A 24898-nucleotide genomic window follows, 5' to 3' on the forward strand; every position below is an offset into this window, starting at 1 on the left:
GCGCAGCAGCGCACTCACTGTACACAAGCCGCATACGGCACGGCATTTTTGGGTATGATCGAAAGACTCAAATGCCGGAGTCTTGTCATGTCTCACGTCGCTGATTCAGCGCAGTCCTCGCAAACATCCGCCACTGCATCATCCGCTTCCGCCTCCGATACGCCTGTCTCGCTGCCTTGGGTCACACGGCTCGTGTCGATGGACACGGTGAGCCGCAATCCGAATCTCGGTCTGATCGAAACCGTGCGCGACGAGTTGCGCGCCGTAGGCATTGACGCCACGCTCACGCACGATCAAAGCGGCAAATGGGCCAACCTCTTTGCGACGATCCCCGCGCACGACGGCGAAACGAATGGCGGCGTGGTCTTGTCGGGCCACACGGACGTGGTGCCCGTCGACGGTCAGCAATGGGACAGTGATCCGTTCAAGCCGGAAACTCGCGGCGACAAACTGTATGGCCGCGGCACCTGCGACATGAAAGGCTTCATCGGCGCGGCGCTTGCGCTCGTTCCTGAAATGCAGCGCACGAAGCTCGCCAAGCCGATTCACTTCGCGCTTTCGTTCGACGAGGAAGTCGGCTGCGCGGGCGCACCGCTTCTGATCGCCGACCTGATGAAGCGCGGCGTGAAGCCGGACGGCTGCATCGTCGGCGAGCCGACCAGCATGCGGCCCATCGTGGCGCACAAAGGCATCAACGCTTATCAATGTTGCGTGCGCGGCCAGGCGGCGCACTCGTCGCTCACGCCGAAGGGCTTGAACGCGATCGAATACGCAGCGCGCCTCATCTGCTATATCCGCGACATGGCCGATCAGTTCCGCGAGCAAGGTCCGTTCGACGAACTGTACGACGTGCCCTTCACCACCGCGCAAACCAGCACGATCGTCGGCGGCAATGCGATCAATACGGTGCCGGCCGAGTGCAAGTTCCAGTTCGAATTCCGTAACCTTCCCACGCTCGATCCGGAGCCGATCTTCGCGCGCATCGACCAGTACGCGCGCGAAACGCTGCTGCCGAAAATGTTGCGCGAGCATCCATCGGCGGCCATCGAGATCACGAAGATCGCCGCGGCGCCGGGACTCGATTCGTCCGAACAGGCGGCCATCACGCAGCTCGTGCGCGCGCTCACCGCGGATCAGGACAAGCGCAAGGTTGCATACGGCACGGAGGCCGGACTGTTTTCGCTGGCGGGCATTCCGAGCATCGTGTGCGGCCCCGGCGACATTCAGCAGGCGCACAAGGCCAACGAGTTCGTCGCACTCGATCAGCTCGTGCAGTGCGAACGCTTCCTGCGCAAGTTCATCCACAGCATGTCGGTGGAAGCGCATGCGCTCTGAAAGCGCGTGAGAAAGAAGCAGACACTCACGCGTTTCCCGATCAACCCATTGTCGCCCACGCCATGTCAACCGCCACGCCGCAGCACACCGACCATACGATCGACGGCGAGCCGATCCCCACTCTCGACGACATCGCCGCGCAGCACTTCGCGCTGACGCCGTGGGTGGCGCGAACGCCGGTGTTCGACAGGCTCGACTTCGCGTCGCTCGAAGGCACGGTGGTGAACTTCAAGTTCGAGTTGCTGCAGGCGGGCGGCAGCTTCAAGGCGCGCGGCGCGTTCACGAACCTGCTCGCGCTCGACGAAGCGCAGCGCAGCGCGGGCGTCACCTGCGTATCGGGCGGCAACCATGCGGTAGCGGTTGCGTATGCGGCGATGCGGCTTGGCATCAGCGCGAAGGTCGTGCTGTTTCGCGCGGCCAATCCGGCGCGCGTCGCGCTGTGCCGGCAATATCGCGCGGAAATTGTGTTCGCCGAAGATCTCGCCGAAGCGTTCGAACTCGTGCGCCGCATCGAAGCCGAAGAAGGCCGCTACTTCGTGCATCCGTTCAACGGTTATCGCACGGTGCTCGGCTCGGCCACGCTCGGCTACGAATGGACCACGCAAACGCCCGACCTCGAAGCCGTGATCGTGCCGATCGGCGGCGGCGGTCTCGCGGCCGGCGTCGCCACGGCAATGCGGCTCGCGAATCCCGACGTGCACGTGTTCGGTGTCGAGCCAGAAGGCGCGGACGCAATGGGCAAGAGCTTCGCCGCGAATCACACGGTGAAGATGGGCCATATGCACAGCATCGCCGATTCGCTGATGGCGCCGCATACCGAGGAATACAGCTATGAACTGTGCCGCCGTCATATCGACGAACTCGTCACGGTTTCCGACGACCAGTTGCGCGCGGCCATGCTGACCCTGTTCGGACAACTGAAGCTCGCCGTCGAACCGGCTTGCGCGGCTGCCACCGCGGCGCTGCTCGGACCGCTGCGCGAGAAGCTGCAAGGCAAGCGTGTCGGCGTTCTGCTGTGCGGCACCAACACCGACCCGGTTACTTTCGCGGCGCAGATCGAACGCGCGCGCCACAGCGCGTCGCAGTTTCCCGACTAGGCTAGTCATGCCGACCAAGCCGAACTACGCTCACTAAGCTATAACTAAGGGCTGGCCTATCCGTCTGAGATTGGTATGATTAAGTCATCGATATTCGGGAGGAAAACCCTATGAGCATGGTCAAGGAATTCAAGGAATTTGCCCTTAAGGGCAACGTGATGGATCTCGCGGTCGGTGTGATCATCGGCGGCGCGTTCTCCACCATTGTCAATTCAGTCGTGAAAGACCTGATCATGCCGGTTGTCGGCGTCGCCACGGGCGGCCTCGACTTCTCGAACAAGTTCATTCGCCTCGGCGACATTCCGCCGAGCTTCAAAGGCAGTCCGGAATCGTATAAAGACCTGCAAACAGCGGGCGTCGCCGTGTTCGGTTATGGCTCGTTCATTACGGTGCTCATCAACTTCATCATCCTCGCATTTATCATTTTCCTGATGGTGAAGTTCATCAACAATCTGCGTAAGCCGGACGCTGCCGCGCCGTCGGAACCCCCGCCGCCGCCGCCGGAAGACGTGCTGCTGTTGCGTGAAATCCGCGACTCGCTGAAAAACTCGCCGCGCTAGGCGACCGATGCTTGCCGTGCGGCGCACTCATGTGCCGCACTTATGTGCCACACCTACGCGCCGCGCGTCACATTTCCTTCTGCGCCTTCAGATTGATCGCGTTCTCGATCATCGTTTCCAGTTGCGCGAAGTTCACCGGCTTCGTCAAATGCGAGGTGAAGCCGGCGGCGAGACAACGGCGCACGTCTTCGTCGGTGCCGAAACCGGTCAGCGCAACGGCGGGCGCATTCGAACGCTCGCGATACGCCTTGATGAAATCGAGGCCGGTGCCGTCCGGCAAGCCGACGTCGCTGATCACCAGATCGAAAGTTTGCAACTGCGTGGCGGCGAGCGCGTCGTCCACGCGGCCCACCGTCGTCACGTCGTGGCCGAGCGTGCGTATCAGTTGCGCCATGACTTCGGCAGTATCGACGTGATCTTCGATCAGCAAAATGTTAAGTACACCGGCCGGATGCACCGGGTCGGGCAACACCGGTTGCGAGGTGCGCGCGGGGGCGGCAGCCGTCGGCAGCGTGATGGTGAACGTGGCGCCGCAGTGCGGGCCCGGGCTTTGTGCGGTCACCGTGCCGCCATGCACGTCCGTGAGCGCCTTGGTGATGGCGAGGCCGAGCCCCAGCCCGCCGAACTGCCGCGTCATCTTCTGATCGCCCTGCTCGAACGCGTTGAACAGCTTGCCGATCTGTTCGGGCTCGATGCCGATGCCCGTGTCTTCCACCGAAATCTGCACATGCATGCGCTCGTCGCGCGTGCGTACGTAGATGTGGCCGCCGTCAGGCGTGAACTTCGCGGCGTTGCGAATCAGATTCCATAGCATCTGTTGCAGGCGCGCGCGATCGGCAAGCACGTAGTGATGCGTCGCGTCCTTGTGCACATGCACGTCCTGCTGCTTGACCTGGATTTCGCTGCGGAACAGTTCGAGCACGCTGTCGATCACCTCATGCACGTCGACCGTTTCCAGCGACAGACGCAGCTTGCCGTTGGCTACCCGCGTAAGGTCGAGCAGATCGTCGATCAGGCGCGCTTCGAGTTCGATGTTGCGGCGAATCATGCGCACGCTCGAGCGCGCCTGATCCGGCAGATCGGGAATCATCTCCAGCACGCTCGCGCCGGCGAGCACCGGCGTGAGCGGCGTACGCAACTCGTGTGAAAGCATCGCGAGGAAGCGGTCTTTCGCGCGGTTCGCTTCTTCGGCGATCTGGCGCGCGGCCTGTTCGGAAGCGAGCAGCCGTTCGCGTTCCTGCATCGCTTCGCGCTCCGAATGGATGTCCGTGCAGCTGCCGAACCATTTGCTGATGTTGCCTTCGTTGTCGCGCGTGGCGACGATGCGCGTGTCGAACCAGCGATATTCGCCGTCATGGCGGCGAATGCGCAGTTCGTGCCGATAGGTGCCCGCATTCCCGGCCACCGCTTTGAGCCAGCTACGGCGCACTTCCTCGCGATCGTCCGGATGCACGGCATCGAGCCATGCAAGACCATGCGAGCTGTTTTCGGTGAGACCGGTGTAGTCGTACCATTGCTTGGACAGGAAATCGCAGTCGCCCGCGGCGTTGCAGGTCAACACGAGGTGAGGCAGCGCTTCGGACAGGTCGCGGTAGTGCTGCTCGCGATCGCGCAGCAGCAATGCTTCGTCCGACGCGCGCTGCAGGCGCACTTGCGACAGCACGCGCTCCACCGCTTCGGGCAGGTAATCGAGGTAATCGCCTGACTTCGGCACCACGTCGGACACGCCCGCGCGCAGCGCTTCGATCACACGCGATTCGTCGGTAAAACCAGTCACGAGGATGGCCGGAATCCGCACGCCTTCGGAACGCAGCCGGCGAAAGAAGTCGAGGCCCGTTTCCGGTCCACTCAACTGATAGTCGAGCACCAGCAAGTCGAGGCCGCCCGCGGCGAGCCGTTCGCGCGCGGCCTCCACGCTCGGGCATACCGCGACCCGGCAGCCGGCGCGTTCGAGCGACTTGCGCGCGAGACGCAAGATGCCCTCGTCGTCGTCGACGACGAGAACACAAGCGGCGGGCTGCGTGGACACTTCTTCGGTCATGCGCGATCTTCGTCGGGTAGATATATAGAGTATGTGAACAAATTGAGGCACGTCATGATGGCGACGCAAAGCGATGCCCGGACGGCAGCTTCACCACTTGCAGGAAAAACCCGAGGCGGCGCACCGCTTCAATAAATGCATCGTACTCGACTGGCTTCGTAATGTAGACATTGCAGCCCAGTTCGTAGCAGCGCGCGATTTCGCGAGGATCGTCGGTCGTGGTGAGGACGATCACCGGCACCGGCGCCGTTTGCGGCGACTCCTTCAGGCGCCGCAATACTTCGAAGCCGTCGACGCGCGGCATCTTCAGATCGAGTAGAACCACGGAATTCCTCAGATCTTCCGCATCGGGATGCGCGCCCGGCGCGCTCTCGCCGTCCGCCTGCGCGCCGAAGAAATAATCGAGAGCCTGCTGACCATCGCGAAAGCGCACGAAGCCATTCGAAATACCGGCACGGCGCAGATTGCGTTCGACGAGCGTGGCGTGGCCGTCGTCGTCTTCGATCAACACGATGCTGACCGTTTCCCCGTGACTCATATGCCCTCCGTTCTCCCAGTTCACGGCAGTTCACGCCAGGTAAGCCCACGTAGTGCCGGCGCTGCGCTGGAGCGCAGGCCGCGCGATTCATGCGCTGCGAGTTTTCATTGCGCCCGCGCGACTCAGAGGCGCGCGGGTTGTTCCGGCAGCACGACGAAAAAGCTCGATCCCGCACCTTCCGCGGACTCGACCCACACTCGCCCGCCATGCCGTTCCACCGTGCGCCGCACCACCGCGAGACCGACGCCGTCGCCCTTCGCCACGTCGATATGCAGACGTTGAAACGCACGAAACACTTTCGACATATACGCGGCCGGAATGCCGAGGCCGTTATCGCGCACATAGTACGTGCGCATGCGCACGGCGCGCGGCCCGTTCGCTTCGACGGGCTCCGGCTCGAGTGCGCCGATCTCGATGCGCCCGATGCGCGCCGGGTCGAGGTAATTCAACGCATTGCCAATCAGATTGCTGAAGACCTGTTCGATTGCGGCCGGGTCGCCCCAGGCCGGCGGCAAATCGCGCACGGTGACGACCACGCCGCGCTCGTCAATGACACTTTGCAGATTGTCGACAACGCGCGCCACCGCGCGCGCGACGCTCACCCGTTGCCACTGATACTCGAGCCGCCCCGCACGCGAAATGCGCAACAGCGCCTCGATAATCGCAGCCGCCTGCGTGACCGCACCACGCAAGTATTGCAGGGATTCGCGCACGTCGCCGTCGAGAATATGCGCCATCCGTTTATGTTCCGCTGCCGGCAGGCGCGCCTCGCCGACGATACCGTCCAGCTCGTCGCACGAAACCTGCAATTCCTTCGAGAACCCTTGCAGATTCACGAGCGGCGAGCGCAGATCGTGCGATACGCTGTAGATAAACATTTCGTTGTCTTGCGTCTCCTGGCGCAGTTCCTCATTGACGCCGGCGAGTTCGTGCGCACGCGCTTCGAGGCGCCGCTTGAGCGACGCCTGCTCGGCATCCGCCTCGCGCAGACGCGCGCCTGTCTGATGCAGCACGGCGTCGAGCGCAGCGATTTCGTCGTTGCCGGACAGGCGCGCGGCAAGCGGCCGCCCGTTGCCGAGGCGCTCCGCGTTATCGGTCAGCACCTCGAAGCGCCGGCCGATACTGCGCGCGAAAACGACTGCGGTGCCGGCCCAGATCAGCATGGAGCCGATCACTGCCGCGATCAATGCATATTGCTGACGCTCGCGACGCCGCGCGAGCGCCGCGGCACGCTCGCCATCCAGACGCGAGGCCTCTTCGCCGAATGCCGCGAGTTCGTCGCGAAAGAGCGCGATAGGCTGCGGCAGCGCACCACTTTCGAGCGCGGCCAGCGACTTGCCGCTACGCCCTTCATGCAACGCCTCCGAAACGGTGGCGGTCTGCGCGCGATAAGCGTCGATCGCGCGTCTCATGTTCTGCACGCGTTGCACTTGCTGCGGCGTGTCGGCCACGAGCGCGTCGAGCTTCGACAGACGATCGCTCATGTCGATCCACACCGTGTGCCGGTCGAGCAATGACGGATCGCCGATCACCATGCCGGTTCGAACCCGTGCGGCCTGGCGCAGCAGCGGATCGACGAGCGCGGACGACTGATAAAGAATCTGCTTGCTATTGGTGACCCATTGCGCGGCCTGCGCTGTCTCTTCCTGCGTATCGAACACGGCGCCGAGAAGCGCGAGTTCGACGAGGCTAGGCACTGCGATCAGCAACAGACCCTTGGTGAATAATTTCATGGTCGCCCGAAGGTCGTTCACGCCGCGGCAAGTCACGGGAACCCGCCAGCCGGACGGGCCATTATCGACGTGAATCGGCAATATTTCAACGTGGCCCAAAGATGCGCCGACCCACATAAAAACGACTTTTTTATTGGTGCGAGATGTTTTTTCGGCGCGCCGTGCGTCTATGATGGAGTCAGATGTGCTCGAATGCTAAGGCGCACGGCGAGGCGGTTCGGCATGATTCGTGCGGGAGACGGTGAGGCGACGGGATTGTCGAATCATCGTGAATCCGGCCTTGTCGTATGCTATAAAAGATCGACGTGCGGCGCGCGAAGCCGGGAGTTGTCGCATGAGGACGCTGCGTTTCTTGCAATTCTTTTTCAGGCGAATTTTTATGTCCTTCCCGAAAAAGCGTAGACGCGCGAAGGTGGACGGCGATGAGTCGTTCCTCGCGGTACTGCGGCATTTCAAACCCTTCGGCCAACTCGACACCAAGATCGCACGCGCTCGGGCGCAAGACGAGCCGGTGCTTTATGCCCACGTGCTGCCGGGACTCGACGTACTCCTATGCAGCGTGCGCGGCGCACATCCACCCTACCCGGCCGCTGCCGAACTGCGGCGGCGCTGCATCGAATCCATTACGAATGCGCTGGAACAGCCGCTCGACGGTCTCGAGAACGGCGGTTACTGGTATGAAGCCGACGGCTTCGGCTTCCTCGTATTCGCAAGCCGCGCTCGCGGCAAGATCCTGACCGAGTTCGGCGCGACCCGCGTGGGCGCACGTCGCGGAGTTCGCCGGCAGGACGCGGCAGGCGACGCGACGCCGCGTTCGCTGCGCTAGGCACGCTGGCCTTTCATAGAAAGACAAAAGAAAGGCCGCCGCCGAACGTGCGAGTTTCACGAGTCGGCGGAAACAGGCAAGTGCCTTAGCTTCCCTTGGCCTCAGCTTCCCTTATATTCGGCGGCGCTCGCGGGCGACATCGGCGCGGGCTTGCGCGTTGCCGGTGCAACCGCCGAAGCGCCAGAAGCCGCCGATGCCCCCGAACCCGAACCTGCCCCCGCCCCCGACGAACGCTTGTTGACCGGCACGCCCTCGAGCGAGATGGCGGGCTTCGGCTGCTGCTTGCTGCCCGGCGGCGGCGCAGTCGGCGCCTGACGCACTTGCGAGAGTAGTTGCGCGCACGGCAACGGCTTGTTGTTGCTCGGTGCGAGCAACGGCAACAGCGCCGCAAACGGATTGATGAGGCCGAGGCCGACGGCCGCGCCGCCTCGCAAGGCCAACGCGGCAGCATTCACGCCGACATGCGGGTTCTTGAACGTGCCCTTCGCGTACAGCGGCGAGCGCAGCGAGAACACGCGAAAACCCTTCGTATGCGGATGCACGCCGAGGTCCATCGTTTCGTCGCGCATGTTGACGTTGCCGTCGATGTCGATCACCGCGTCGTCGGTATCGAGTGCGAACACGCGCGAATCCAGCACGCCGTTGGTCGCGACGAAGTCGGCGGCCGCGCAGTTGATCTTCACGTCGCGATTGCCGAAGAGCTTCTCGTACACGACGTTCGCCACGTTCAGGCCGGCGGCCTCCATCAGCAGGCGGCTCACGGTGCCTTCGGTGACGAGCGCCTTGACCTCGCCGTTCGATGTCGCGGCGAGCGCGGCCGGCGAATTGCCCGTCGCGGTCAGCGAGGCGTCGCCGTTGATTTCGCCGAGTGCGTTTTGCATCGTCTTGAAGTTCGGGAAGAGCTGCTTCAACTTCAGATGCCGCGCCGAAGTCGCGAAGCGTCCCTTGAGCGGCGTGCCGCTGCCGTCGAGGTGAATATCCGATGCGAGCGTGCCGCCTGCCACGCCGAACTTCAATGGTTGGAGCGACAGCACGCCGTCGGTCATCACGATGTGTGTGTACAGGTCGGTGATCGGCAAATCGGCGTTCTTGACGATGCGCCGGCCGGTGAACTTCACGTCGGCGTCGATCGCCTTCCAGCGGTCAGTGCGGAATTCTTCGACGGGCAGTGCCTTGTTGGACGGCTGCTTCGCCGCATCGCCGCGCTTGGCTTTGCTCGCGTTCGAGTCCGCGCCGATCACCGGCGCGAGGTCGGAGAATTGCAGCAGACGCGACTCGAGTTCGCCCTGCAGCAAGGGGCGCGGCCGACGCGCGGTGTAGGTCAGCGAACCGTTCAGATCGCTGCCGCCCACGCGGCCTGTAAAGTTTTCATACTTGAACACGTTGCCGCTCGTTTTGAACTGACCGACCAGACGTCCTTCGGTTGCGTAAGGCGGCGTGTCGGGCAAGGTGACGCCCGTCAGCGAATAGAGCTTGGCCATGCTGCTGCCTTGCACCCACAGGCGCAGGTCGACGGCGGCGAGATGCGCGGGGTCGGTGATGGTGCCGACGAGACCCACGTGCAGATCGCCCGCCTTCACGTCCGCTTGCACGGGAAACGGGCGGTTCGCGTCCTGCAGCGCGAGCACGCCGCCGACCTTGCCGCTGCCCGACACGGGCGTCTTGTTGTAGGTGCCTTTCAAGGTCCAGCCGATCGCGTACGGCGGCAGGTCGGGTTTGCCGTTGCGGGCGGTGTTGGGGGCGCTGGCGGGGTTCGTATTGCTGGCCTCGTTGGCGCCGTTGGCTTCGTGGGTACCGCTCGTTCCGTTTGCATCGCTGGCGCGGTTCGCTCCATTGGCTCCGCTCGCGCCGCGTGCATCGCTCGGCGTCGCAGCCGATGCACCCACCGCGCCGCTCGCGCCTGACCGCGCAGTCGCGCTTGCCCCCTTCGAACCGCCCGCGACCAGCCCACCCGAAGCGCCCGTGGCCGCCGTGGTCCCCGACGCATGCACATCCGTCGCCGAAGCCCCGCGCGCCGCGGCCGCGGAAGCAGCGGACGCCGCCGAGGCCGCCTGCGCATCGGCCTGCGCGCTCAGCTTCTTCGCGCCGTCCTTGCCCACCGCTTCCGCCGATGCCTTGCGCGACGCCTCTTCCTGCTGCTTCATCGCCTCGCCGATCGGAATCGGCTGGCCGAGCGTATCGACGACCATCTGCGCATCGACCTTCTTCTGCTGGTCGGACAGCGCGATGTTGCCCTTCGCGAACACGATGTCATGCAACTGCAGCTTCCACTGCGACGGCGTCTTCGACTTCGGCAGCTCGAAGGTCCAGTTGTTGCGTCCGTCGAGCATGCGTTCGAGATCGACGGAAGGATTCACCAGATTGATGGCGGGAATCACGATGTCGTGCGCGAGCAGCGGCAGCACCTTCACCTGGAAGTCGATTTCGTCGAGTGTCGCGAACTGCGGGCGCTTGGCCCAGTCCGGATTCGCGATGGTGATGTTCGCCGCCGAGAAGCGCGGCCACGGCACCCAGCTTTTCAAGCCGGTTTCGCCGACCGGACGCCGCAAGCCGACCTTCAGATCGCCGTTGATCGTGAACTGCCGGCCGATGGCCTGCGTGACCTTGTCATTGACATAAGGCCGCGCGCGGTTCCAGTCGAAGGTCAGAATGAAAACCGTGAGCGCCACTATCAGAATGACGATGATCGCCAGTATCCATGCGACGATTTTGCCGGCCCGTCTTCCGATTGTGCTCGACCCTGCCATCAACGGCTCCGCGTTTTCTTCTTGGGTGCCGATCGTTCAGCAGATATTGTGCCCGGCGATTGCGTATCGTAAGAGTCGCGATCGCGTTTGAGCGCGGCACGGACTCATGCGAATGCTGTGCGTCTTGTGCCCTTCCGTGCCCTTATGATGCTGCATCGCTCATCGCGTTTTCTCACGCCTCGTCCATTGTCATGACCGACGTCCCCCTCGTCCTCGCCGACGGCATCGTGCGGCGCGATCCGTCGCGCGGCCAGACGCTTCTGCAGTCCACGCGCTTCGCGCTCGACGCCGGCGACCGCGTCGCCATCACCGGTCCGTCGGGCTCCGGCAAGAGCGTGTTCCTGCGCGCGCTCGCCCTGCTCGATCCGCTCGACGCGGGACGCATCGTCTGGCGAGGCGCACCCGTCGCGCGCGCCGCGATCCCGCAATATCGGCGCAACGTCGCGTATATCCGGCAGCGGCCCGCTCTGCTCGATGGCACGGTCGAAGACAATCTGCGTTATCCGTTCGAACTGCGCGCGTATCGCGATGTGCGCTTTGACCGCGAGCAGGCGGCGAGTCTCGTTGCCCAGGCAGGCCGCGGCAACGGCTTCCTCGACAAGCTCGCAAGCGAACTGTCAGGCGGCGAGGCGCAAATCACCGCATTGATTCGCGTGCTGCAACTCGCGCCCGAAGTGCTGCTGCTCGACGAACCCACCGCGTCGCTCGACCCCGAGTCGTCGCGCGCCATCGAGGGACTCGTGCGCGCCTGGTTCGACGCCGCGCCGCACGCGCGCGCTTCGATCTGGGTGTCTCACGACGCCGCGCAAGCCGCGCGCATGAGCGAGCGTCATCTGACGATGAAGGCTGGCGTGCTCGACGAACCGGCCGTCGCCTCCACTCACGAGGAAACCAGCCGATGACCTTGCAGAACCTGACGCTCTGGGACGTCGCGATCGCCACGTTGCTGATCGTCGTGAACGGCGCGGTATCGGTTGCGCTCAAGCTCGATCTCGAGCGCAAGCTCGCATGGGCCGCCGTGCGCACTGTCGTGCAACTGCTCGCGATCGGCTATGTGCTTGGTTGGGTGTTTCGCTACGACCACTGGTTCGTCGTGCTGCCCTTGATGATCGTGATGACGCTGATTGCCGGCTTCGCGGGCGCGCAGCGCGGCAGCCGCACTTACGCGGGCCAACGCGTGGACAGCGTCCTGTCGATCTGGATAAGTTCGTGGCTGGTGGCCGCGGTTGGGCTCTTCGTCGTGATCCGCATTCACCCGTGGTACGAGCCGCAGTATGCGATTCCGATTCTCGGGATGATCCTCGGCAATACGCTCACGGGCGTATCGCTCGGCATCGAACGCATGACCGAGGAGTTGACCGCGCGCCGCGATCGCGTCGACATGGCGCTCGCGCTCGGCGCGACCCGCTGGGAAGCGGCGCAGGCGCCCGCGCGTCAGGCCGTGCGCGCCGGCATGATGCCGACGCTGAATCAGATGGCCGTGGTCGGCGTCGTGAGCCTGCCCGGCATGATGACCGGCCAGGTGCTGGCCGGTCAGTCGCCGCTGCAGGCGGTGCGCTATCAGATTGTGATCATGTTCCTGATCGCCGCGTCGTCGGCGCTCGGGACCGTGGGCGCCGTGCTGCTTACTTACCGGCGGCTGTTTTCGGCGGAGCACCGGTTTTTGTCGGCGCGGCTGGTGGAGCGGAGCGCTGGGCGGCGGTGAGCCGGGCGAGCGCGGGCCAACGCTTCACCGCCTGGCGCTGATCGCGACAACCGTGCCGTCGCTGAGCGTCAGGGATTTGGTGCTGCCGTTCACGGGCATCGTGAAACGCAGGACCTGGCTCATGCTGACATCGTTCGGACACTTGAGCGATTTGCCGCCGGCCGTGACCGTCTTCATGCCGTCCGGCTTGTGCGCCTGGAAGCTCAGTTGCACGGTCGCCGTGCCGTCTTCGCCGACGACCGGCGCGAGCCGAATCTGCGTCTGGCGGATCATCGCGCCGTTGGCGTCGAGCGGCAGCGACGCGTAGTTCGGGCACGCATCGGTAGCAGGCACCGCGCCGCCGGGCGGCACCGTTTTCCACGTGAAATCATCCGACTGGCCGGAGCGGATCGTGCGGGTTTCCTGCGAGTTGCCGAACTGTTTCGACGTGACGCGCACCGTGTAGCGAATCGGACCGTCGAGCGCGGATTGCGACGTCACCGTGATCGGCGTCGCCGCATGAGCGGCCGGCGCGAGCATGCCGCAAGAAAGCGCGCAAGCGAGAGAAGCGACAACTGGAACGGCGGAGAGTTTGAAGCTGGAGCTCATACTGTCACCTCGTTGTTGTGCCGTTGCATGCCCGCCAGAGCCCGGCCCTCCCGCATGGTCCCAGGTACGGTCCAGATACAGCGTGCGGGAGCCGGCAACGGACGCGAGACACGCAACCGTTTTAGCATGATGCATTACCAGTCTACCGCCAAGCGATGCCGCGCGTGCTCGCGCGGCATCGGGTGTTACCCCGCTTGCGCTGACGCGTTTTATCGGGGGCCGCTTGTCGAAGTTGCGTCAACAGCCGCACGTCGCAAGCCGCTCATGAAAAGCCGCGTGAGAAGCTGCTTATCGAAGCCGCGTCAGCAGCCACTTGTCACAAGCCGCTGATCGAAAGCCGCGTTAAAAGCCCCTCATCACGAGCAGTTCGTCTAAAGCCGCGTCACAACGCACGCATCAAAACCCGCTCAGCACCAGCTTCCCGATCGCGCGCCCTTCCTCGAGCAGGCGATGCGCGCGACGCAGATTGGCCGCGTTGATCGCGCCCAGGTGCTGGCCGACCGTCGTGCGCAACGTTCCGGCATCGACGAGACGCGCCACCTCCGTCAGCAGCTTGTGCTGTTCGATCATGTCGGGCGTGCCGAACATCGAGCGCGTGAACATGAACTCCCAGTGAAACGCGGCGCTCTTCGCCTTCAGCAGTTCGACCGGCACCGGCTTGCTGTTCTCGACGATCGTGCAAATGCCGCCTTGCGGCTTGACGAGCTCGGCAGCGGCGGGGAAATTCGCGTCGGTGTCGTTGAAGAGCAGCACGTAGTCAACCTGCTCGATGCCGAGCTTTTTCAGTTGCGCCGGCATGTCGCCGAAGTGATCGACGATATGATCCGCGCCCAGCTCGCTCGCCCATTTCGCCGACTCGGGGCGCGACGCCGTCGCAATCACCTTGAGCTTGCCGAGCTGCTTGGCCAATTGAATGCCGATCGATCCGACGCCGCCCGCGCCGCCGAAAATCAGCACCGTGCGGCCTTCGTGCGCGCCCTGCGGCGAGACGCCGAGGCGATCGAACAACGCTTCCCACGCGGTGATCGCGGTCAACGGCAATGCGGCGGCATGCGTGAAATCGAGCGATGCCGGCTTGCGTCCGACAATCCGCTCATCGACGAGATGAAACTCGCTGTTCGCGCCCGGCCGCGTGATGCTGCCCGCATAGAAGACCGGGTCGCCGACCTTGAAAAGCGTCGCCTCCGGGCCGACCGCGACCACGGTGCCGGCGGCGTCCCAGCCGAGCACGCGCGGCTCCTTCTCGACGGTGTCCTTCGGCGCGCGCACTTTCGTGTCCACGGGATTGACGGAGATGGCTTCGACTTTCACCAGCAGGTCGCGTCCGGTGGCTTGCGGTTGCGCAATCTCGACGTCGATCAACGCTTCTTCGTGGTCGATGGGCAGATAGCGGTAGAGGCCGACGGCTTTCATACAGACTCCTTGGTTTGTTCAAGTCAGAGTTACAGGACGAGGACCGGCGGCGTTCGCGTGTGACGAGTACAACCGTCGATCCATGGACGTGATCGTAAGGCGCCTCTTACTGCGACAAAAGCGGCATAATCGCTGAAACATCTTTTTGATTTTCCGAAGAATGGACCTTGCTGCCGCTCCACAATCGCGTGATGCGCGCCCCGCTGCCGGCGAGCGCGAGCGCCTCGATCTGCTCGACGTCGCCCTGTTCGTACGGGCCGCGCTGCTCGCCAACGTGTCGGCGGCCGGACGCGAGTTCGGGTTGTCGGCGGCGGTCGCGAGTTCGCGCATCGCGCAACTGGAAAAGCTGCTCGGCGCGCGGCTGCTGCATCGGACCACGCGCCGCATCAGTCTCACGCAGGACGGCGAAGTGTTCATGACGCGCGCCGAAGCGCTGCTCGACGCGGCGGCGGCCGCGCGCGCGTCGGTGGGACGCGGCCAGGTGGAGCCGCAAGGCCGCTTGCGCGTGTCGATGCCGTCGTCGTTCGGGCGGCAGCACGTGTCGCCGGTCATCAGCGAATTCCTGCGCCGTTATCCGGGCGTGAGCGTCGATCTGCGGCTGACCGATCAGGTGATCGATCTCGTCGATGCGGGTATCGACATCGCGATCCGGATTGGCGCACTGAAGGATTCGTCGCTGGTGGCGCGCCGGCTCGCGGTCAACCGGCGCGTGTTGTGCGCGGCGCCTTCCTACCTCGAAGAGCGCGGCACGCCGCATCATCCGTCGGATCTCGCGCAGCACGAGTGCATCATCCTGTCGGACCAGCGCGACTGGGCCTTCCACACGCCGGCCGGACGGCTCGACGTGCGCGTGAGCGGGCGCATCGTCAGCGACAACGGCGAAGTGATCCGCGATGCGCTGCTCGCCGGCTTCGGCATCGCGCTGAAATCGACGTGGGACGTCGCGTCGCTTTTGCGCAGCGGCGAACTGGTCAGCGTGCTCGAAAATTATCCGCTCGCCGAGCAGGTGGCGATCTGGGCCGTGTATCCGAGCCGCGCATTCGTACCGCCGAAGACAGTTGCGTTCATCGACTTTCTCGCCGCTCATTTCGGCGATCCGCCCTATTGGGACGTCGAGCCGGACTAGCTAGCGTCGCTCGCGCGAATCAGCGTTTGCCGGTGCCCGCGCCGGGCGATCTGTCGTCCGAATTGGTGTCGGCGTGCGCGTCGTTTTGCGTCTTTTCCTGATATTCGCCGCCACCGCGGCGGTCCGTGTCCTGCAGACCGCGTTCGACGTCCTGATGTGCCTGCTTGCCGACGCGCCGCGGATCTTCGTCGTTCTGCGATTCGGCATTCTGGTCGTTCTCATGCGGTAGCGGCGCGGCGGCTTCCTCCAGCGACTGAGGATTCTTCGGTGCATGCGGATCGGCTTGCTTGTCTCCGTCGGACGATTGCGGTGTGCTCTTCATAGTGGGCTCCTTTTTTGCGTTTGAGGTGCCTGAAGGAATGCGGCAGAGGCGATATGTCACGATGTGCTATGTGTGCGAGGACGTGTTGTGACGTGGTGACGACGTGCCGCCGCATGTGCCAAGTACGCCGCATATGGCATGTACGCCGCGTATGGCACGTATGCCGCCAACGTCACGCACGCGATTTCCGCCACATACATCACAACGTGACATACGCCACGTAGACTACATAGGCTACATAGGCCAATACTCCACGCCCAGCGAGCCGCAGCCACCCTCACCTACGCACCGCTCAGACGCTTCCTCATCGCCGCCGTAATGCGTTGCCGCGTCTTTGCATAATCGGCCCACGGGTCTCCCTTCAGTTCGTCGAGGCGCTCGTGCAGGTTCTCGATATTCCACTGGTCGCCGCCCGTCGTTTGCGCGACTTCGTCCCAAGCAAGCGGAACCGAAACGCCGAGGCCGGGACGCGCCCGCACCGAAAACGCGGCGACGGTACTCGAGCCGCGGTTATTGCGCAGATAGTCGACGAAAATCTTCTGCTTGCGATTCTGCGCGCCCATCTTCGCGCTGAAGTACTTGGGCAGCGTGCTCGCCATGTGTTGCGCGACGGCCTGCGAGAACTCCTTCACCTCGTCCCAGCCCGCGTGTTTCGAGAGCGGCACGACCACGTGAAGACCTTTGCCGCCGCTCGTCTTGCAGAACGACGTGAGGCCGAGTTCCTCGAGCAGCGAGCGCGTCAACATCGCGGCCTCGATCATCCGGTCCCAGCCGAGTGACGGGTCCGGGTCGAGATCGAACACCACACGGTCGGGCTTTTCGATGTTCGACGCCACGCCGTTCCATGTGTGAAATTCGATCGTGCCCATTTGCGCGGCGCCGACGAGCGCCTTCGCGCTATCGACGGTGATCAGCGGAGGATGACCCGGATCGAGCCCGGGATGCTGCGTGATGTTTGGAATCGACAGCTTCTGCGTGTGCTTCTGAAAAAACAGCTCGCCGCCGATGTCCTCCGGCGCGCGCACGAGCGACACGGGTCGGTCGATGAGATGCGGCAGCATCCATTGCGCGACGGATTCGTAGTACTGCACGAGGTCGATCTTGCGCGCGCCGGTGCTCTTGTCGATGACGCGGTCGGGATGCGAGATGCGGACGCCGGCGACTTCGGCGGGCGAGGATTTTTTGGCTCGCGGTGCGGTGGGTTCGGCTGAGTTTTGGGTGGCGGATTTGGTGGCTACTTTGCTCGCGGTTTTCGTGGCCACTTTGCTGGCGGATTTGGTGGCGGTTTTGTTGGCCTCGCCGCGCGCCGCACGCTTTTTCGGCGCGACCTCGGCCTCGATGTCGGTTTGCTGTTGCACGTCGTCCCCCTTGCGTGGTGCTTCCTTGACGATCTGGCGCGCCGGCTTGTCCTTGCGCAGACTCACGAACGACGCCTGACGCACGATGCCGTCGCTCGTCCATTCGGCGAAATTGCATTCCGCGACGAGCACCGGCTCGACCCAATGTACGGGCGTGCGGCTGCGCTCGCGCGGTGTGCTCGCGAACGGCATGCGCTTCGTTTCGTGCGCGTCGAGTTCCTTCTTCACCGAGCGCAGCAACGCGGCGTCGAAACCGGTGCCCACGCGCCCCGCATACTGCAGTTTGCCCTTGCTGTCGTGCACGCCGAGCAGCAGCGCACCGAACGCCGCACGGCTGCCCGACGGTTCCGAATAGCCGCCGATCACGAACTCCTGCCGCCGACGGCACTTCAGCTTGATCCACGTGGCCGAGCGGCCGGACACATAGCCGCTGTCGCGCCGCTTGCCGATGATGCCCTCGAGCGCCATGTCGCACGCGCTTTTCAGCAGATCGTCGGCGCTGAACTCGAAGTCGTTCGAAAAACGCAGCACGCTGTCGTCGACGGGCTCCAGCAGCGCGCGCAAAATCGCGCGGCGCTGTTGCAGCGGCACGCCGCGCAAGTCGTAGCCGTTCAAAAACGGCACGTCGAACAGATAGACGACGATGTCTTGCGGACGGTTCGAATCGAACGCGTTTTGCAGCGCCTGGAAACTCGGCACGCCGTTTTCGTCGAGCACCACGGCTTCGCCGTCGAGCCACGCGCTGTCGAGGCCCAGTTGCGCGAACGCCTTCACCTGCTTGCTGAATTTCGCGGTCCAGTCGTTGCCCGCGCGCGTGAAGACCTGCACGCCGCGGCTTTTCTCGCTTGCGTCGATGCGGGCCAGCACGCGATAGCCGTCGAACTTGATTTCGTATGTCCAGTCGTCGCCGGGCGGCGTCGCGTCGACGAGCGTCGCCAGTTGAGGCTTCAGCGATGCAGGCAGTTTGGCCTTCACCGCGCCTTCTATCGCGGGCGATGCGGCGAGTTCGCGCAGCGACTCGCTGCTGCGTGTCGCGACGATGTCGGGGCGCTTCGGATCGCCGCGCACCGAGGCGGTTCTGGTTTTGCCGGCGCTCTGCTTGCCGGCTTTTCCCTTCCCCGCAGACGGCGCGGCGCCGCTCAGCACGCTGCCGGGCCGTTCGGCGAGACTGTCGTATTCGCTTTCGTCGCGCGCCTCGTCGTCGCGTTCCTTGATGAGGAGCCACTGTTCCTTGTCCGCGTCGCCGCGCATGTGGCTGCGCACGAGCGTCCAGCCGCCGTGCAGCTTGTCGCCGTGCAGATGGAACTTGAGCTTGCCCGCGCGATACGCGCGCGCCGCTTCGGCCGGGCCGCCGACAGGTTCCCACGTGCCGCGGTCCCATACGATGACTGTGCCCGCGCCGTAATTGCCCGGCGGAATCTCGCCTTCGAACGTCCCGTATTCGACCGGATGGTCTTCGACATGCACGGCGAGGCGCTTCACTGACGGATCGAGGCTCGGCCCTTTCGGCACGGCCCACGACAGCAGCGCGCCGTTCAGTTCGAGCCGGAAGTCATAGTGCAGACGCCGTGCGTGGTGTTCCTGGATCACGTAGGAGAGGCCCTGTTCGACTGTCGGCCGGGTGGCGCCGCGGCTGCCGCGCTTTTTCGCGGCGGTGCCCGCGGGCTCCGGCGTTTCGTCGAAGCGGCGCTTGCGGTTATAGAGGTCGAGTCTGTCGTTCATGGAGTGTCGTCATGCCGCCGCGCGGCGTTTGCGCGAAGCCGTCGTCGACTTCGCGGCGGCGCGGCCGGTCTTGCCGCCGCTCGTGCTGGCGCGAGACGTGCGCGTCGAGCGTGACTTTTTAGGCGCTGCCGTCGAGCCGCTGTCTTCTTCCGCCTCCGAGTTTTCGTCGGCGGCTTCATCGTCGGCGGCACGCTTGCGCGAGCCCGACGCGGGCTTGCTCTTACCGCGTCCTAGGCTACGTTTGAGCAGATCGGACAAATCGAGAATATCCGCCGATTGACGCGATTCGCGCGGCGCTTCGATGTCGGTGATTTCCTCGGTCTTGCCCTCGCGGACCTTGCGCTCGACGAGCGCCATGATGTCGTCGCGGAACGTGTCGTGATATTTCGACGGGTCCCACGTGTCGCTCATGTCGTCGATCAGTTTCTGCGCCATGTCGAGCTCGCGCGCGCTCACGCCGGCGGCCTTGGCGCCTTCGGCGGGCAACTTGAATTCGTCGAAATCGCGGACCTCGTCGGCCCAGCGCAGCGTGTTCAAAGCGAGCACGGGCCCGACCGGAATCAGCGCCGCGAGATGCTGCTTGTTGTGCAGCACGACGCTTGCGACGCCGACCTTGCCCGATGATTTCATCGCCTCACGCAGCAGCGCATAGACTTTTTCGCCTTTGCGATCGGGCGTCAGGAAGTAAGGCGTGTCGAGATAGAGAAACGAGATGTCCGGGGCGTCGACGAACGCGAGGATATCCACGGTCTGCGTCGACTCGGGATTGGCCGCGCGGATTTCCTCGTCGCTCAGGACGACGTACTTGTCCTTCTCGTACTCGAAGCCGCGCACGATGTTATCGCGCGTCACGTCCTTGCCGGTGCGCTTGTTGATCTGCTTGTAGCCGACCGGATCGATCGTGCGCTTGTCGAGCAGATTGAAGCCGACCTTTTCCGATTTCGTGGCCGGATATAACTGCACCGGTACGTGGACAAGGCCGAAGCTGATCGCGCCTTTCCAGATCATGTGTGCCATCGTGCGCTCCCCTGGGCCTGGAATCTAGGAGAAGCAGCAAGCATGCCACGGCGCTCTGCCGACGCACGGCGCGGGCGCGCCGTCATCGGCGCGCGCCGTGCTGTAACTCTTGCATGATGGCGGCAAGAACTACGGAGTCCCGCGTATTGCTGCCTCGCCTTCTATCGACACAACAACGGTACTTCCGCGAAGCCGCGAAAACGCACGCGTCCGCCGCGCGTGGGCTCGCCATCGAGCTGATACGACGGAAAACGTCGAACGAAACGTCCGATGGCGATCCGCGCTTCGAGCCGTGCGAGCGAAAGCCCCGCGCATTGATGGATGCCAAAGCCAAAAGCAAGATGCCGGTTCGGCTCGCGGCGGATGTCGAAGCGGTCGGGCTCGGCGAACTGCTCGGGATCGCGATTCGCCGCGCCGATGCACAACGTGACCGGCGTGCCGCGCGCGACCGGCTGGCCGCCGATTTCGGTATCGACAGTCGTCATGCGGTTGCCGAGCTGGTTCGAGCTCTCGTAGCGCAGGCATTCCTCGATAGCCGATTCGATCAACGACGGTTCGGCGAGCAAGGCCGCGCGTTGGTCCGGCCATTCGGTCAGCGTAACGAGCCCGTTGCCGATCAGATTGGTGGTGGTTTCATGGCCTGCATTCAGTATGAAGATGCAGTTTTGCAGCAGTTCTTCTTCCGACAATTGCTCGCCGCCGGCCTCGCCCTGAATCAGCCGCGTCAGCACATCGTGCTGCGGATCGCCCGGCTCGCGTCGGCGCCGCGCGACCAGGCCGCGCAGATAATCGACGAATTCGCTGACGGCACGGTTGCCGCGCTCGAACTGCGCGTCGGTGAGCGACGGTTCGAGCGCGCCGAGAATCGCGAGCGACCAGTCGCGCAACGGGGCGCGTTCGGCATGCGGCACGTCGAGCAGATTGCCGATGATCTCCACCGGAATCGCCGACGCGAAGTCGCCGATCAGGTCGATGCGTCCGCGCTCGGCAGCGGCGTCCAGCAAACCGTCGACGAGTTGGACCAGACCCGGCTCCATTGCCGCAATCGCTCGCGCGGTCAACGCGCCGGCGATCAGCTTGCGCACCCGCGTATGGCGCGGCGGATCGTTGAATACGAGACTCGTGGTGTGATGCGTGTAGAGCGGCGAGTCGCCGTACTTCGGACGGAATTCGACGGTCTTGTCCGAACTGAAGGTTTTCGGGTCGCGGTACACCGCCTGCACGTCGCGAAAGCGCGTGAGAAAGAGCGAGCCGTCCGGCATGCGCTTGACGGGTTCGTGAGCGCGCAGCGCGTGGTAGACCGGGTATGGGTCCGCATAGAACTCGGGGCTCAGGTGGCGCAGATCGAAGTTGCGCGCGAGGGTGGCTGCGTCGGCGGTCGCCGTGGACATGCGTTGTCTCCTTGTTGTGTGTTTCTGTGCTCGTGTGTTTCTGTGCTCGTGTGTTTCTGTGCTCGTGTGTTGCGGGGCGTGTTTTGGTCGGGCGCTCGCTGCGTTTTGCGTTTTGCGTGTGCTTTGCCTGTACATTGGCTGTGCGTTGCCACTGCTTCGCGGCACTTCAGTGCATGAAGTCCGTTTGAACTTCACGCCAAATCTCGCGGCGGCTTCAGCGTGCGATGGCAGTAAGCAGTGAGCGTGGTTTGATGCGTAAGTATGAACCGGGCGGACGTGGATTGCACTGCCGCCAATGCCCGGTTTGCGTTTCACGCGCTGAGAGGCGCTCGCTGGCGGCAGCAAAGCACTAGGACGGCCCCCTAGCCCCCGAGCCGTTACAATAGCGGCATTTTCCGCGCCCCCTTCGCGCTCGCCCTTTCCTGCATCACTTCCCGCGTCAATGCGTCGTTCATGAACCTCGTCATCCAAAGCCCCACGCCTCTTTCCGCCGATCACCACAAGACGCTCGTCGCGCTCGCACGCGGCACGCACGCGACCGTCATCGATGCGACCGCGATTCGCATTGCCGACGCCGACGTCGCGCAGCGCCCCGACCTCGACGTCTATTGCGGCACGCATCGGCTGGACTACGCGTTTGTCGAAAGCGGCCGCCGCTTGCGCGACTTCGGGCTCGTGGCAATGGACATGGATTCGACGCTGATCACGATCGAATGTATCGATGAGATCGCCGATTTCTGCGGCCTGAAAGCGGAAGTGGCGGCGATCACCGAAGCCTCGATGCGCGGCGAAATCAAGGACTTCAACGAAAGCCTGACGCGCCGCGTGGCGCTTCTGAAGGGCCTCGACGCGAGCGCGCTCGAACGCGTGTACGAAGAACGCCTGCAACTCTCGCCAGGCGCCGAGCGGATGCTGGCAGGCGCAAAAGAAGCCGGGCTGAAAACGCTGCTCGTCTCGGGCGGTTTCAACTTCTTCACCGAGAAGCTGAAGGCGCGGCTTGGACTCGACTTCACGCGCGCCAATACGCTCGAGATCGTCGACGGCAAGCTGACCGGCAAAGTGCTCGGCGAAATCGTCAATGCCGATGTCAAAGCGCGCACGCTGCGCGAGACCTGTGCGCAACTGAACATGGAGCCGTCGCGCGCGATTGCAATGGGCGACGGTTCAAACGACCTGAAGATGATGGCGGAAGCCGGACTTTCGGTCGCGTTCCGTGCGAAGCCGGTAGTACGCGAAGCGGCCAGCGTGGCGTTCAACTACGTGGGGCTCGACGGGTTGTTGCGGTTGTTTGAAGCGTGATGGATGCGTGACGTCAGGCCGCGATAGCTGCGCCTGGCGGCGCAGCCGACAGAGCTTATCTTTTCATAAACTCGAGCAGCAAGACGACCGAGATGAAGCTCACGTCAAGGGCCACGAGCATCGCAGCCCACTTCAAAATTCGCCTGTGATTCTCCTCCGATGCGAGGAACGTGACTAGTTTGTTCATAAGCGCCTCCCTGAGAGGGGCAGTATAAAGGCACTGCTATCTAATAAATCGGCACGAGCAGGATATGTAGGATGACGAACAGAACAGCCGTGATACACGTCAGTACGATCGAAAAGCCGATTGCCATTGGGGAGAAATTCCCGCCGCCGGCTCGGCTGCGATGGTAACTGACGACCGTCGCTATACGGTCGTAGTAAGCGCTCAAAAGACACGTCATCACCACAATAGAACACGCAAACGCGAGCAGGCAAAAAGCGACAATCCCCGACTCCAGAATCGGCGCAGCAGCGCTGCCTTGTTCCAACGCCGTCACCAGCTCATACACTCCGGCAGCGCACAGACCGATCGCACACCAGAACAGTTGTCCGTCCTTGATCGAGTCGGCAATCAATTCTTTCGCCACCGTCCAGCCATGTGCCGGCGCGACGAGCGCCAGCGTGAAGACAGGGCCGACGATCGGCACGCCGAGGTTCAGCAACATCCAGAAGAATAGGTTCATCGAAGCTCGCGGTCGTGCTCGGCAGTGAAGTCGGATACGCACGATCGTAGCGTTTGCGCACTGCCGCGGCTATTCAGCCAAACGGCTAGTTCGTGAGGCAAAGCATAAGAAAAAAGCCCACTGAAAACCGAAGTCCAGTGGGCTTGTGTCGCTGCAACATTGCGTCGTCGCGGCGCGGAAAATTCACATCAGGTTTGCCTAAGCTTCACGCGAGCGCCGCCAAACACTGCTCGATGTCCGCACGCAGATCCGCCTCTTCCTCAAGGCCGATATAGAACCGGACCAGCGTGCCGCGATGCGGCCACTGCGCCTCAGTCCGCATCGATGCGATGTCGTATGGCATCACGAGGCTATGCGCCCCGCCCCAACTCCAGCCGATGGCAAAGAGCTCCAGCGACTCGCAGAACGTGTCGATTTGCGCCGCACTATAGCGGGCGTCGAACACGACGGAAAACAGTCCGCCCGCGCCCGTGAAGTCGCGTTCGTAAAATTCATGGCCTGGACAGTCGGCGATGGCGGGATGCAGCACCGCGGCAATCTCCGGCCGCGTCTTCAGCCACTGCGCGAGCGCGAGCGCCGAGCGGTCGTGCTGCTGAAAGCGTACCTGCATGGTCGGCAGGCTGCGCAGAATCAGCGAGCAGTCATCCGACGATACGCCGAGGCCCATGCGCATGCGCGCCGACTTCAGCTTCAGATGCAACTCGCGATCGACGGTAATGGTCGCGCCCATCAGCACGTCGCCGCCGCCCGATTGGTACTTGGTCAGCGCCTGCACCGAAATATCCACGCCGTGATCGAACGGCCGGAAAGCGAGGCCGGCGGACCACGTGTTGTCGATCGCCGTGACGACGTTGCGCGCGCGGGCCGCGGCCGTGATCGCGGGCACGTCGGACACTTCCATCGTCACCGAGCCGGGCGCTTCGAGCCAGATGAGCCGCGTGTTCGGCTGGATCAGGTCGGCGATTCCCGCGCCGATCATCGGATCGTAGTAGCGCGCCGTCACGCCGAAATCGCGCGCGAGCCAGTCGGCGTGATCGCGATTCGGCGAGTAGACGTTATCGGGAATCAGCACGTCGTCGCCCGACTTCACAAGCCCGAAGTACACGTTCGAAATCGACGACAAGCCCGACGGCTGCAACAGCGCGTGATTGCCGCCCTCGATGGCGGCAAGGCGCTGCGCGAGCGCTAACGACGTGGGCGTCGCATGCAGGCCGTAGCGCCACTGCGCGTCGTTTTTCCAGTCGAGCGCGCGCATCGTCGCGAGATCGGGAAATACGACCGTCGATGCACGCGTCACCGGCACGGAGAAAGACTCGAAGCCCGGCGTGAGTTGGTCTTCGGCTTGCACGATGCGGGTTTGCAAAGCCCGCTTGAGTTTTGATTGGGTCATGGCG

Annotated in this window: 20 protein-coding genes; 8 read left to right on the forward strand and 12 right to left on the reverse strand. The window is 63.8% G+C overall.

Features of this window, described 5'->3' with window-relative positions; genetic code table 11:
• Positions 1–87: 87 nt before the first annotated feature.
• From argE to mscL, 3 genes are all read left to right on the forward strand, one after another.
• Positions 88–1335 (forward strand): acetylornithine deacetylase, encoded by a 1248-nt coding sequence (gene argE / locus P0D87_RS00960; protein WP_053858048.1) that lies wholly within the window; start codon positions 88–90, stop codon positions 1333–1335.
• A 62-nt stretch (positions 1336–1397) separates the two neighbouring features.
• Positions 1398–2432 (forward strand): threonine/serine dehydratase family protein, encoded by a 1035-nt coding sequence (locus tag P0D87_RS00965; RefSeq protein ID WP_006048909.1) that lies wholly within the window; start codon positions 1398–1400, stop codon positions 2430–2432.
• A gap of 110 nt (positions 2433–2542) precedes the next feature.
• A complete protein-coding gene (gene mscL, locus P0D87_RS00970; RefSeq protein WP_029968328.1) occupies positions 2543–2992 on the forward strand; it encodes a large conductance mechanosensitive channel protein MscL in 450 nt (149 codons plus the stop codon).
• 67 nt (positions 2993–3059) lie between these two features.
• Here mscL and P0D87_RS00975 read toward each other — a convergent pair whose 3' ends face one another.
• The 3 genes from P0D87_RS00975 to P0D87_RS00985 form a co-directional block, all read right to left on the reverse strand.
• On the reverse strand, positions 3060–5033 hold the full coding sequence (locus P0D87_RS00975; protein WP_006048907.1) for a hybrid sensor histidine kinase/response regulator: 1974 nt from the start codon (positions 5031–5033) through the stop codon (positions 3060–3062).
• Between the two features lie 52 nt (positions 5034–5085).
• Complete coding sequence (locus P0D87_RS00980) at positions 5086–5571, reverse strand: response regulator (RefSeq protein ID WP_053858047.1); 486 nt, start codon at positions 5569–5571, stop codon at positions 5086–5088.
• 122 nt (positions 5572–5693) lie between these two features.
• Positions 5694–7304 (reverse strand): sensor histidine kinase, encoded by a 1611-nt coding sequence (locus P0D87_RS00985; protein ID WP_053858046.1) that lies wholly within the window; start codon positions 7302–7304, stop codon positions 5694–5696.
• A 334-nt stretch (positions 7305–7638) separates the two neighbouring features.
• Here P0D87_RS00985 and P0D87_RS00990 point away from each other — a divergent pair, with 334 nt between their 5' ends.
• The gene (locus P0D87_RS00990; RefSeq protein WP_006048904.1) at positions 7639–8130 is read left to right on the forward strand and encodes a hypothetical protein; all 492 of its coding nucleotides are present in this window, start codon (positions 7639–7641) and stop codon (positions 8128–8130) included.
• Between the two features lie 101 nt (positions 8131–8231).
• Here P0D87_RS00990 and P0D87_RS00995 read toward each other — a convergent pair whose 3' ends face one another.
• The gene (locus tag P0D87_RS00995) at positions 8232–10877 is read right to left on the reverse strand and encodes an AsmA family protein (protein WP_053858045.1); all 2646 of its coding nucleotides are present in this window, start codon (positions 10875–10877) and stop codon (positions 8232–8234) included.
• Between the two features lie 191 nt (positions 10878–11068).
• Here P0D87_RS00995 and P0D87_RS01000 point away from each other — a divergent pair, with 191 nt between their 5' ends.
• The gene (locus P0D87_RS01000) at positions 11069–11779 is read left to right on the forward strand and encodes an ABC transporter ATP-binding protein (RefSeq protein WP_053858044.1); all 711 of its coding nucleotides are present in this window, start codon (positions 11069–11071) and stop codon (positions 11777–11779) included.
• The gene (locus P0D87_RS01005) at positions 11776–12582 is read left to right on the forward strand and encodes an ABC transporter permease (RefSeq protein ID WP_053858043.1); all 807 of its coding nucleotides are present in this window, start codon (positions 11776–11778) and stop codon (positions 12580–12582) included. Before P0D87_RS01000 ends, P0D87_RS01005 begins: the two co-directional genes overlap by 4 nt.
• 24 nt (positions 12583–12606) lie before the next feature.
• On the opposite strand, the gene P0D87_RS01010 is transcribed toward P0D87_RS01005, so the two are convergent.
• Together P0D87_RS01010 and P0D87_RS01015 are read right to left on the reverse strand one after the other, a co-directional pair.
• Entirely contained in the window at positions 12607–13170 is a 564-nt protein-coding gene (locus P0D87_RS01010; protein ID WP_006048900.1) for a DUF6013 family protein, read from the reverse strand.
• Positions 13171–13566: 396 nt separating this feature from the next.
• Entirely contained in the window at positions 13567–14583 is a 1017-nt protein-coding gene (locus P0D87_RS01015; protein ID WP_053858042.1) for a zinc-binding alcohol dehydrogenase family protein, read from the reverse strand.
• A 160-nt stretch (positions 14584–14743) separates the two neighbouring features.
• Here P0D87_RS01015 and P0D87_RS01020 point away from each other — a divergent pair, with 160 nt between their 5' ends.
• Entirely contained in the window at positions 14744–15709 is a 966-nt protein-coding gene (locus P0D87_RS01020) for a LysR family transcriptional regulator (RefSeq protein WP_053858041.1), read from the forward strand.
• 19 nt (positions 15710–15728) lie between these two features.
• Here the strand turns inward: P0D87_RS01020 and P0D87_RS01025 are convergent, their stop codons facing one another.
• The 4 genes from P0D87_RS01025 to P0D87_RS01040 form a co-directional block, all read right to left on the reverse strand.
• Positions 15729–16031, reverse strand: a complete 303-nt coding sequence (locus P0D87_RS01025) for a hypothetical protein (protein ID WP_029968318.1) — start codon at positions 16029–16031, stop codon at positions 15729–15731.
• Positions 16032–16312: 281 nt separating this feature from the next.
• A complete protein-coding gene (gene ligD / locus P0D87_RS01030; protein WP_408636709.1) occupies positions 16313–19111 on the reverse strand; it encodes a DNA ligase D in 2799 nt (932 codons plus the stop codon).
• A gap of 9 nt (positions 19112–19120) precedes the next feature.
• Entirely contained in the window at positions 19121–20128 is a 1008-nt protein-coding gene (gene ku / locus P0D87_RS01035) for a non-homologous end joining protein Ku (protein WP_053858039.1), read from the reverse strand.
• Positions 20129–20289: 161 nt separating this feature from the next.
• Entirely contained in the window at positions 20290–21519 is a 1230-nt protein-coding gene (locus tag P0D87_RS01040; protein ID WP_053858038.1) for a cytochrome P450, read from the reverse strand.
• Positions 21520–21972: 453 nt separating this feature from the next.
• Between P0D87_RS01040 and serB the strand changes: the two genes are divergently transcribed.
• Entirely contained in the window at positions 21973–22818 is an 846-nt protein-coding gene (gene serB, locus P0D87_RS01045) for a phosphoserine phosphatase SerB (protein ID WP_053858037.1), read from the forward strand.
• Positions 22819–23045: 227 nt separating this feature from the next.
• On the opposite strand, the gene P0D87_RS01050 is transcribed toward serB, so the two are convergent.
• Positions 23046–23486 (reverse strand): hypothetical protein, encoded by a 441-nt coding sequence (locus tag P0D87_RS01050; RefSeq protein WP_321175800.1) that lies wholly within the window; start codon positions 23484–23486, stop codon positions 23046–23048.
• A 223-nt stretch (positions 23487–23709) separates the two neighbouring features.
• On the reverse strand, positions 23710–24894 hold the full coding sequence (locus tag P0D87_RS01055; protein WP_053858035.1) for a cystathionine beta-lyase: 1185 nt from the start codon (positions 24892–24894) through the stop codon (positions 23710–23712).
• Positions 24895–24898 lie beyond the last annotated feature (4 nt).

Origin of the sequence: Paraburkholderia sp. RL17-368-BIF-A (genome assembly GCF_046054045.1) — a bacterium.
In the GTDB taxonomy this organism is placed as follows: Bacteria; Pseudomonadota; Gammaproteobacteria; order Burkholderiales; family Burkholderiaceae; genus Paraburkholderia; species Paraburkholderia graminis.

Coding starts and splice junctions, on each gene's coding strand:
- P0D87_RS01055 (WP_053858035.1), bottom strand. CDS start 24,894: ATGACCCAATCAAAACTCAAGCGGGCTTTGCAAACCCGCATCGTGCAA.
- P0D87_RS01025 (WP_029968318.1), bottom strand. CDS start 16,031: ATGAAGAGCACACCGCAATCGTCCGACGGAGACAAGCAAGCCGATCCG.
- P0D87_RS01050 (WP_321175800.1), bottom strand. CDS start 23,486: ATGTTGCTGAACCTCGGCGTGCCGATCGTCGGCCCTGTCTTCACGCTG.
- P0D87_RS00995 (WP_053858045.1), bottom strand. CDS start 10,877: ATGGCAGGGTCGAGCACAATCGGAAGACGGGCCGGCAAAATCGTCGCA.
- P0D87_RS00990 (WP_006048904.1), top strand. CDS start 7,639: ATGAGGACGCTGCGTTTCTTGCAATTCTTTTTCAGGCGAATTTTTATG.
- P0D87_RS01005 (WP_053858043.1), top strand. CDS start 11,776: ATGACCTTGCAGAACCTGACGCTCTGGGACGTCGCGATCGCCACGTTG.
- P0D87_RS00975 (WP_006048907.1), bottom strand. CDS start 5,033: ATGACCGAAGAAGTGTCCACGCAGCCCGCCGCTTGTGTTCTCGTCGTC.
- P0D87_RS01040 (WP_053858038.1), bottom strand. CDS start 21,519: ATGTCCACGGCGACCGCCGACGCAGCCACCCTCGCGCGCAACTTCGAT.
- P0D87_RS00965 (WP_006048909.1), top strand. CDS start 1,398: ATGTCAACCGCCACGCCGCAGCACACCGACCATACGATCGACGGCGAG.
- P0D87_RS01020 (WP_053858041.1), top strand. CDS start 14,744: ATGGACCTTGCTGCCGCTCCACAATCGCGTGATGCGCGCCCCGCTGCC.
- ku (WP_053858039.1), bottom strand. CDS start 20,128: ATGGCACACATGATCTGGAAAGGCGCGATCAGCTTCGGCCTTGTCCAC.
- P0D87_RS00985 (WP_053858046.1), bottom strand. CDS start 7,304: ATGAAATTATTCACCAAGGGTCTGTTGCTGATCGCAGTGCCTAGCCTC.
- serB (WP_053858037.1), top strand. CDS start 21,973: ATGAACCTCGTCATCCAAAGCCCCACGCCTCTTTCCGCCGATCACCAC.
- mscL (WP_029968328.1), top strand. CDS start 2,543: ATGAGCATGGTCAAGGAATTCAAGGAATTTGCCCTTAAGGGCAACGTG.
- argE (WP_053858048.1), top strand. CDS start 88: ATGTCTCACGTCGCTGATTCAGCGCAGTCCTCGCAAACATCCGCCACT.
- P0D87_RS01000 (WP_053858044.1), top strand. CDS start 11,069: ATGACCGACGTCCCCCTCGTCCTCGCCGACGGCATCGTGCGGCGCGAT.
- P0D87_RS01010 (WP_006048900.1), bottom strand. CDS start 13,170: ATGAGCTCCAGCTTCAAACTCTCCGCCGTTCCAGTTGTCGCTTCTCTC.
- P0D87_RS01015 (WP_053858042.1), bottom strand. CDS start 14,583: ATGAAAGCCGTCGGCCTCTACCGCTATCTGCCCATCGACCACGAAGAA.
- P0D87_RS00980 (WP_053858047.1), bottom strand. CDS start 5,571: ATGAGTCACGGGGAAACGGTCAGCATCGTGTTGATCGAAGACGACGAC.
- ligD (WP_408636709.1), bottom strand. CDS start 19,111: ATGAACGACAGACTCGACCTCTATAACCGCAAGCGCCGCTTCGACGAA.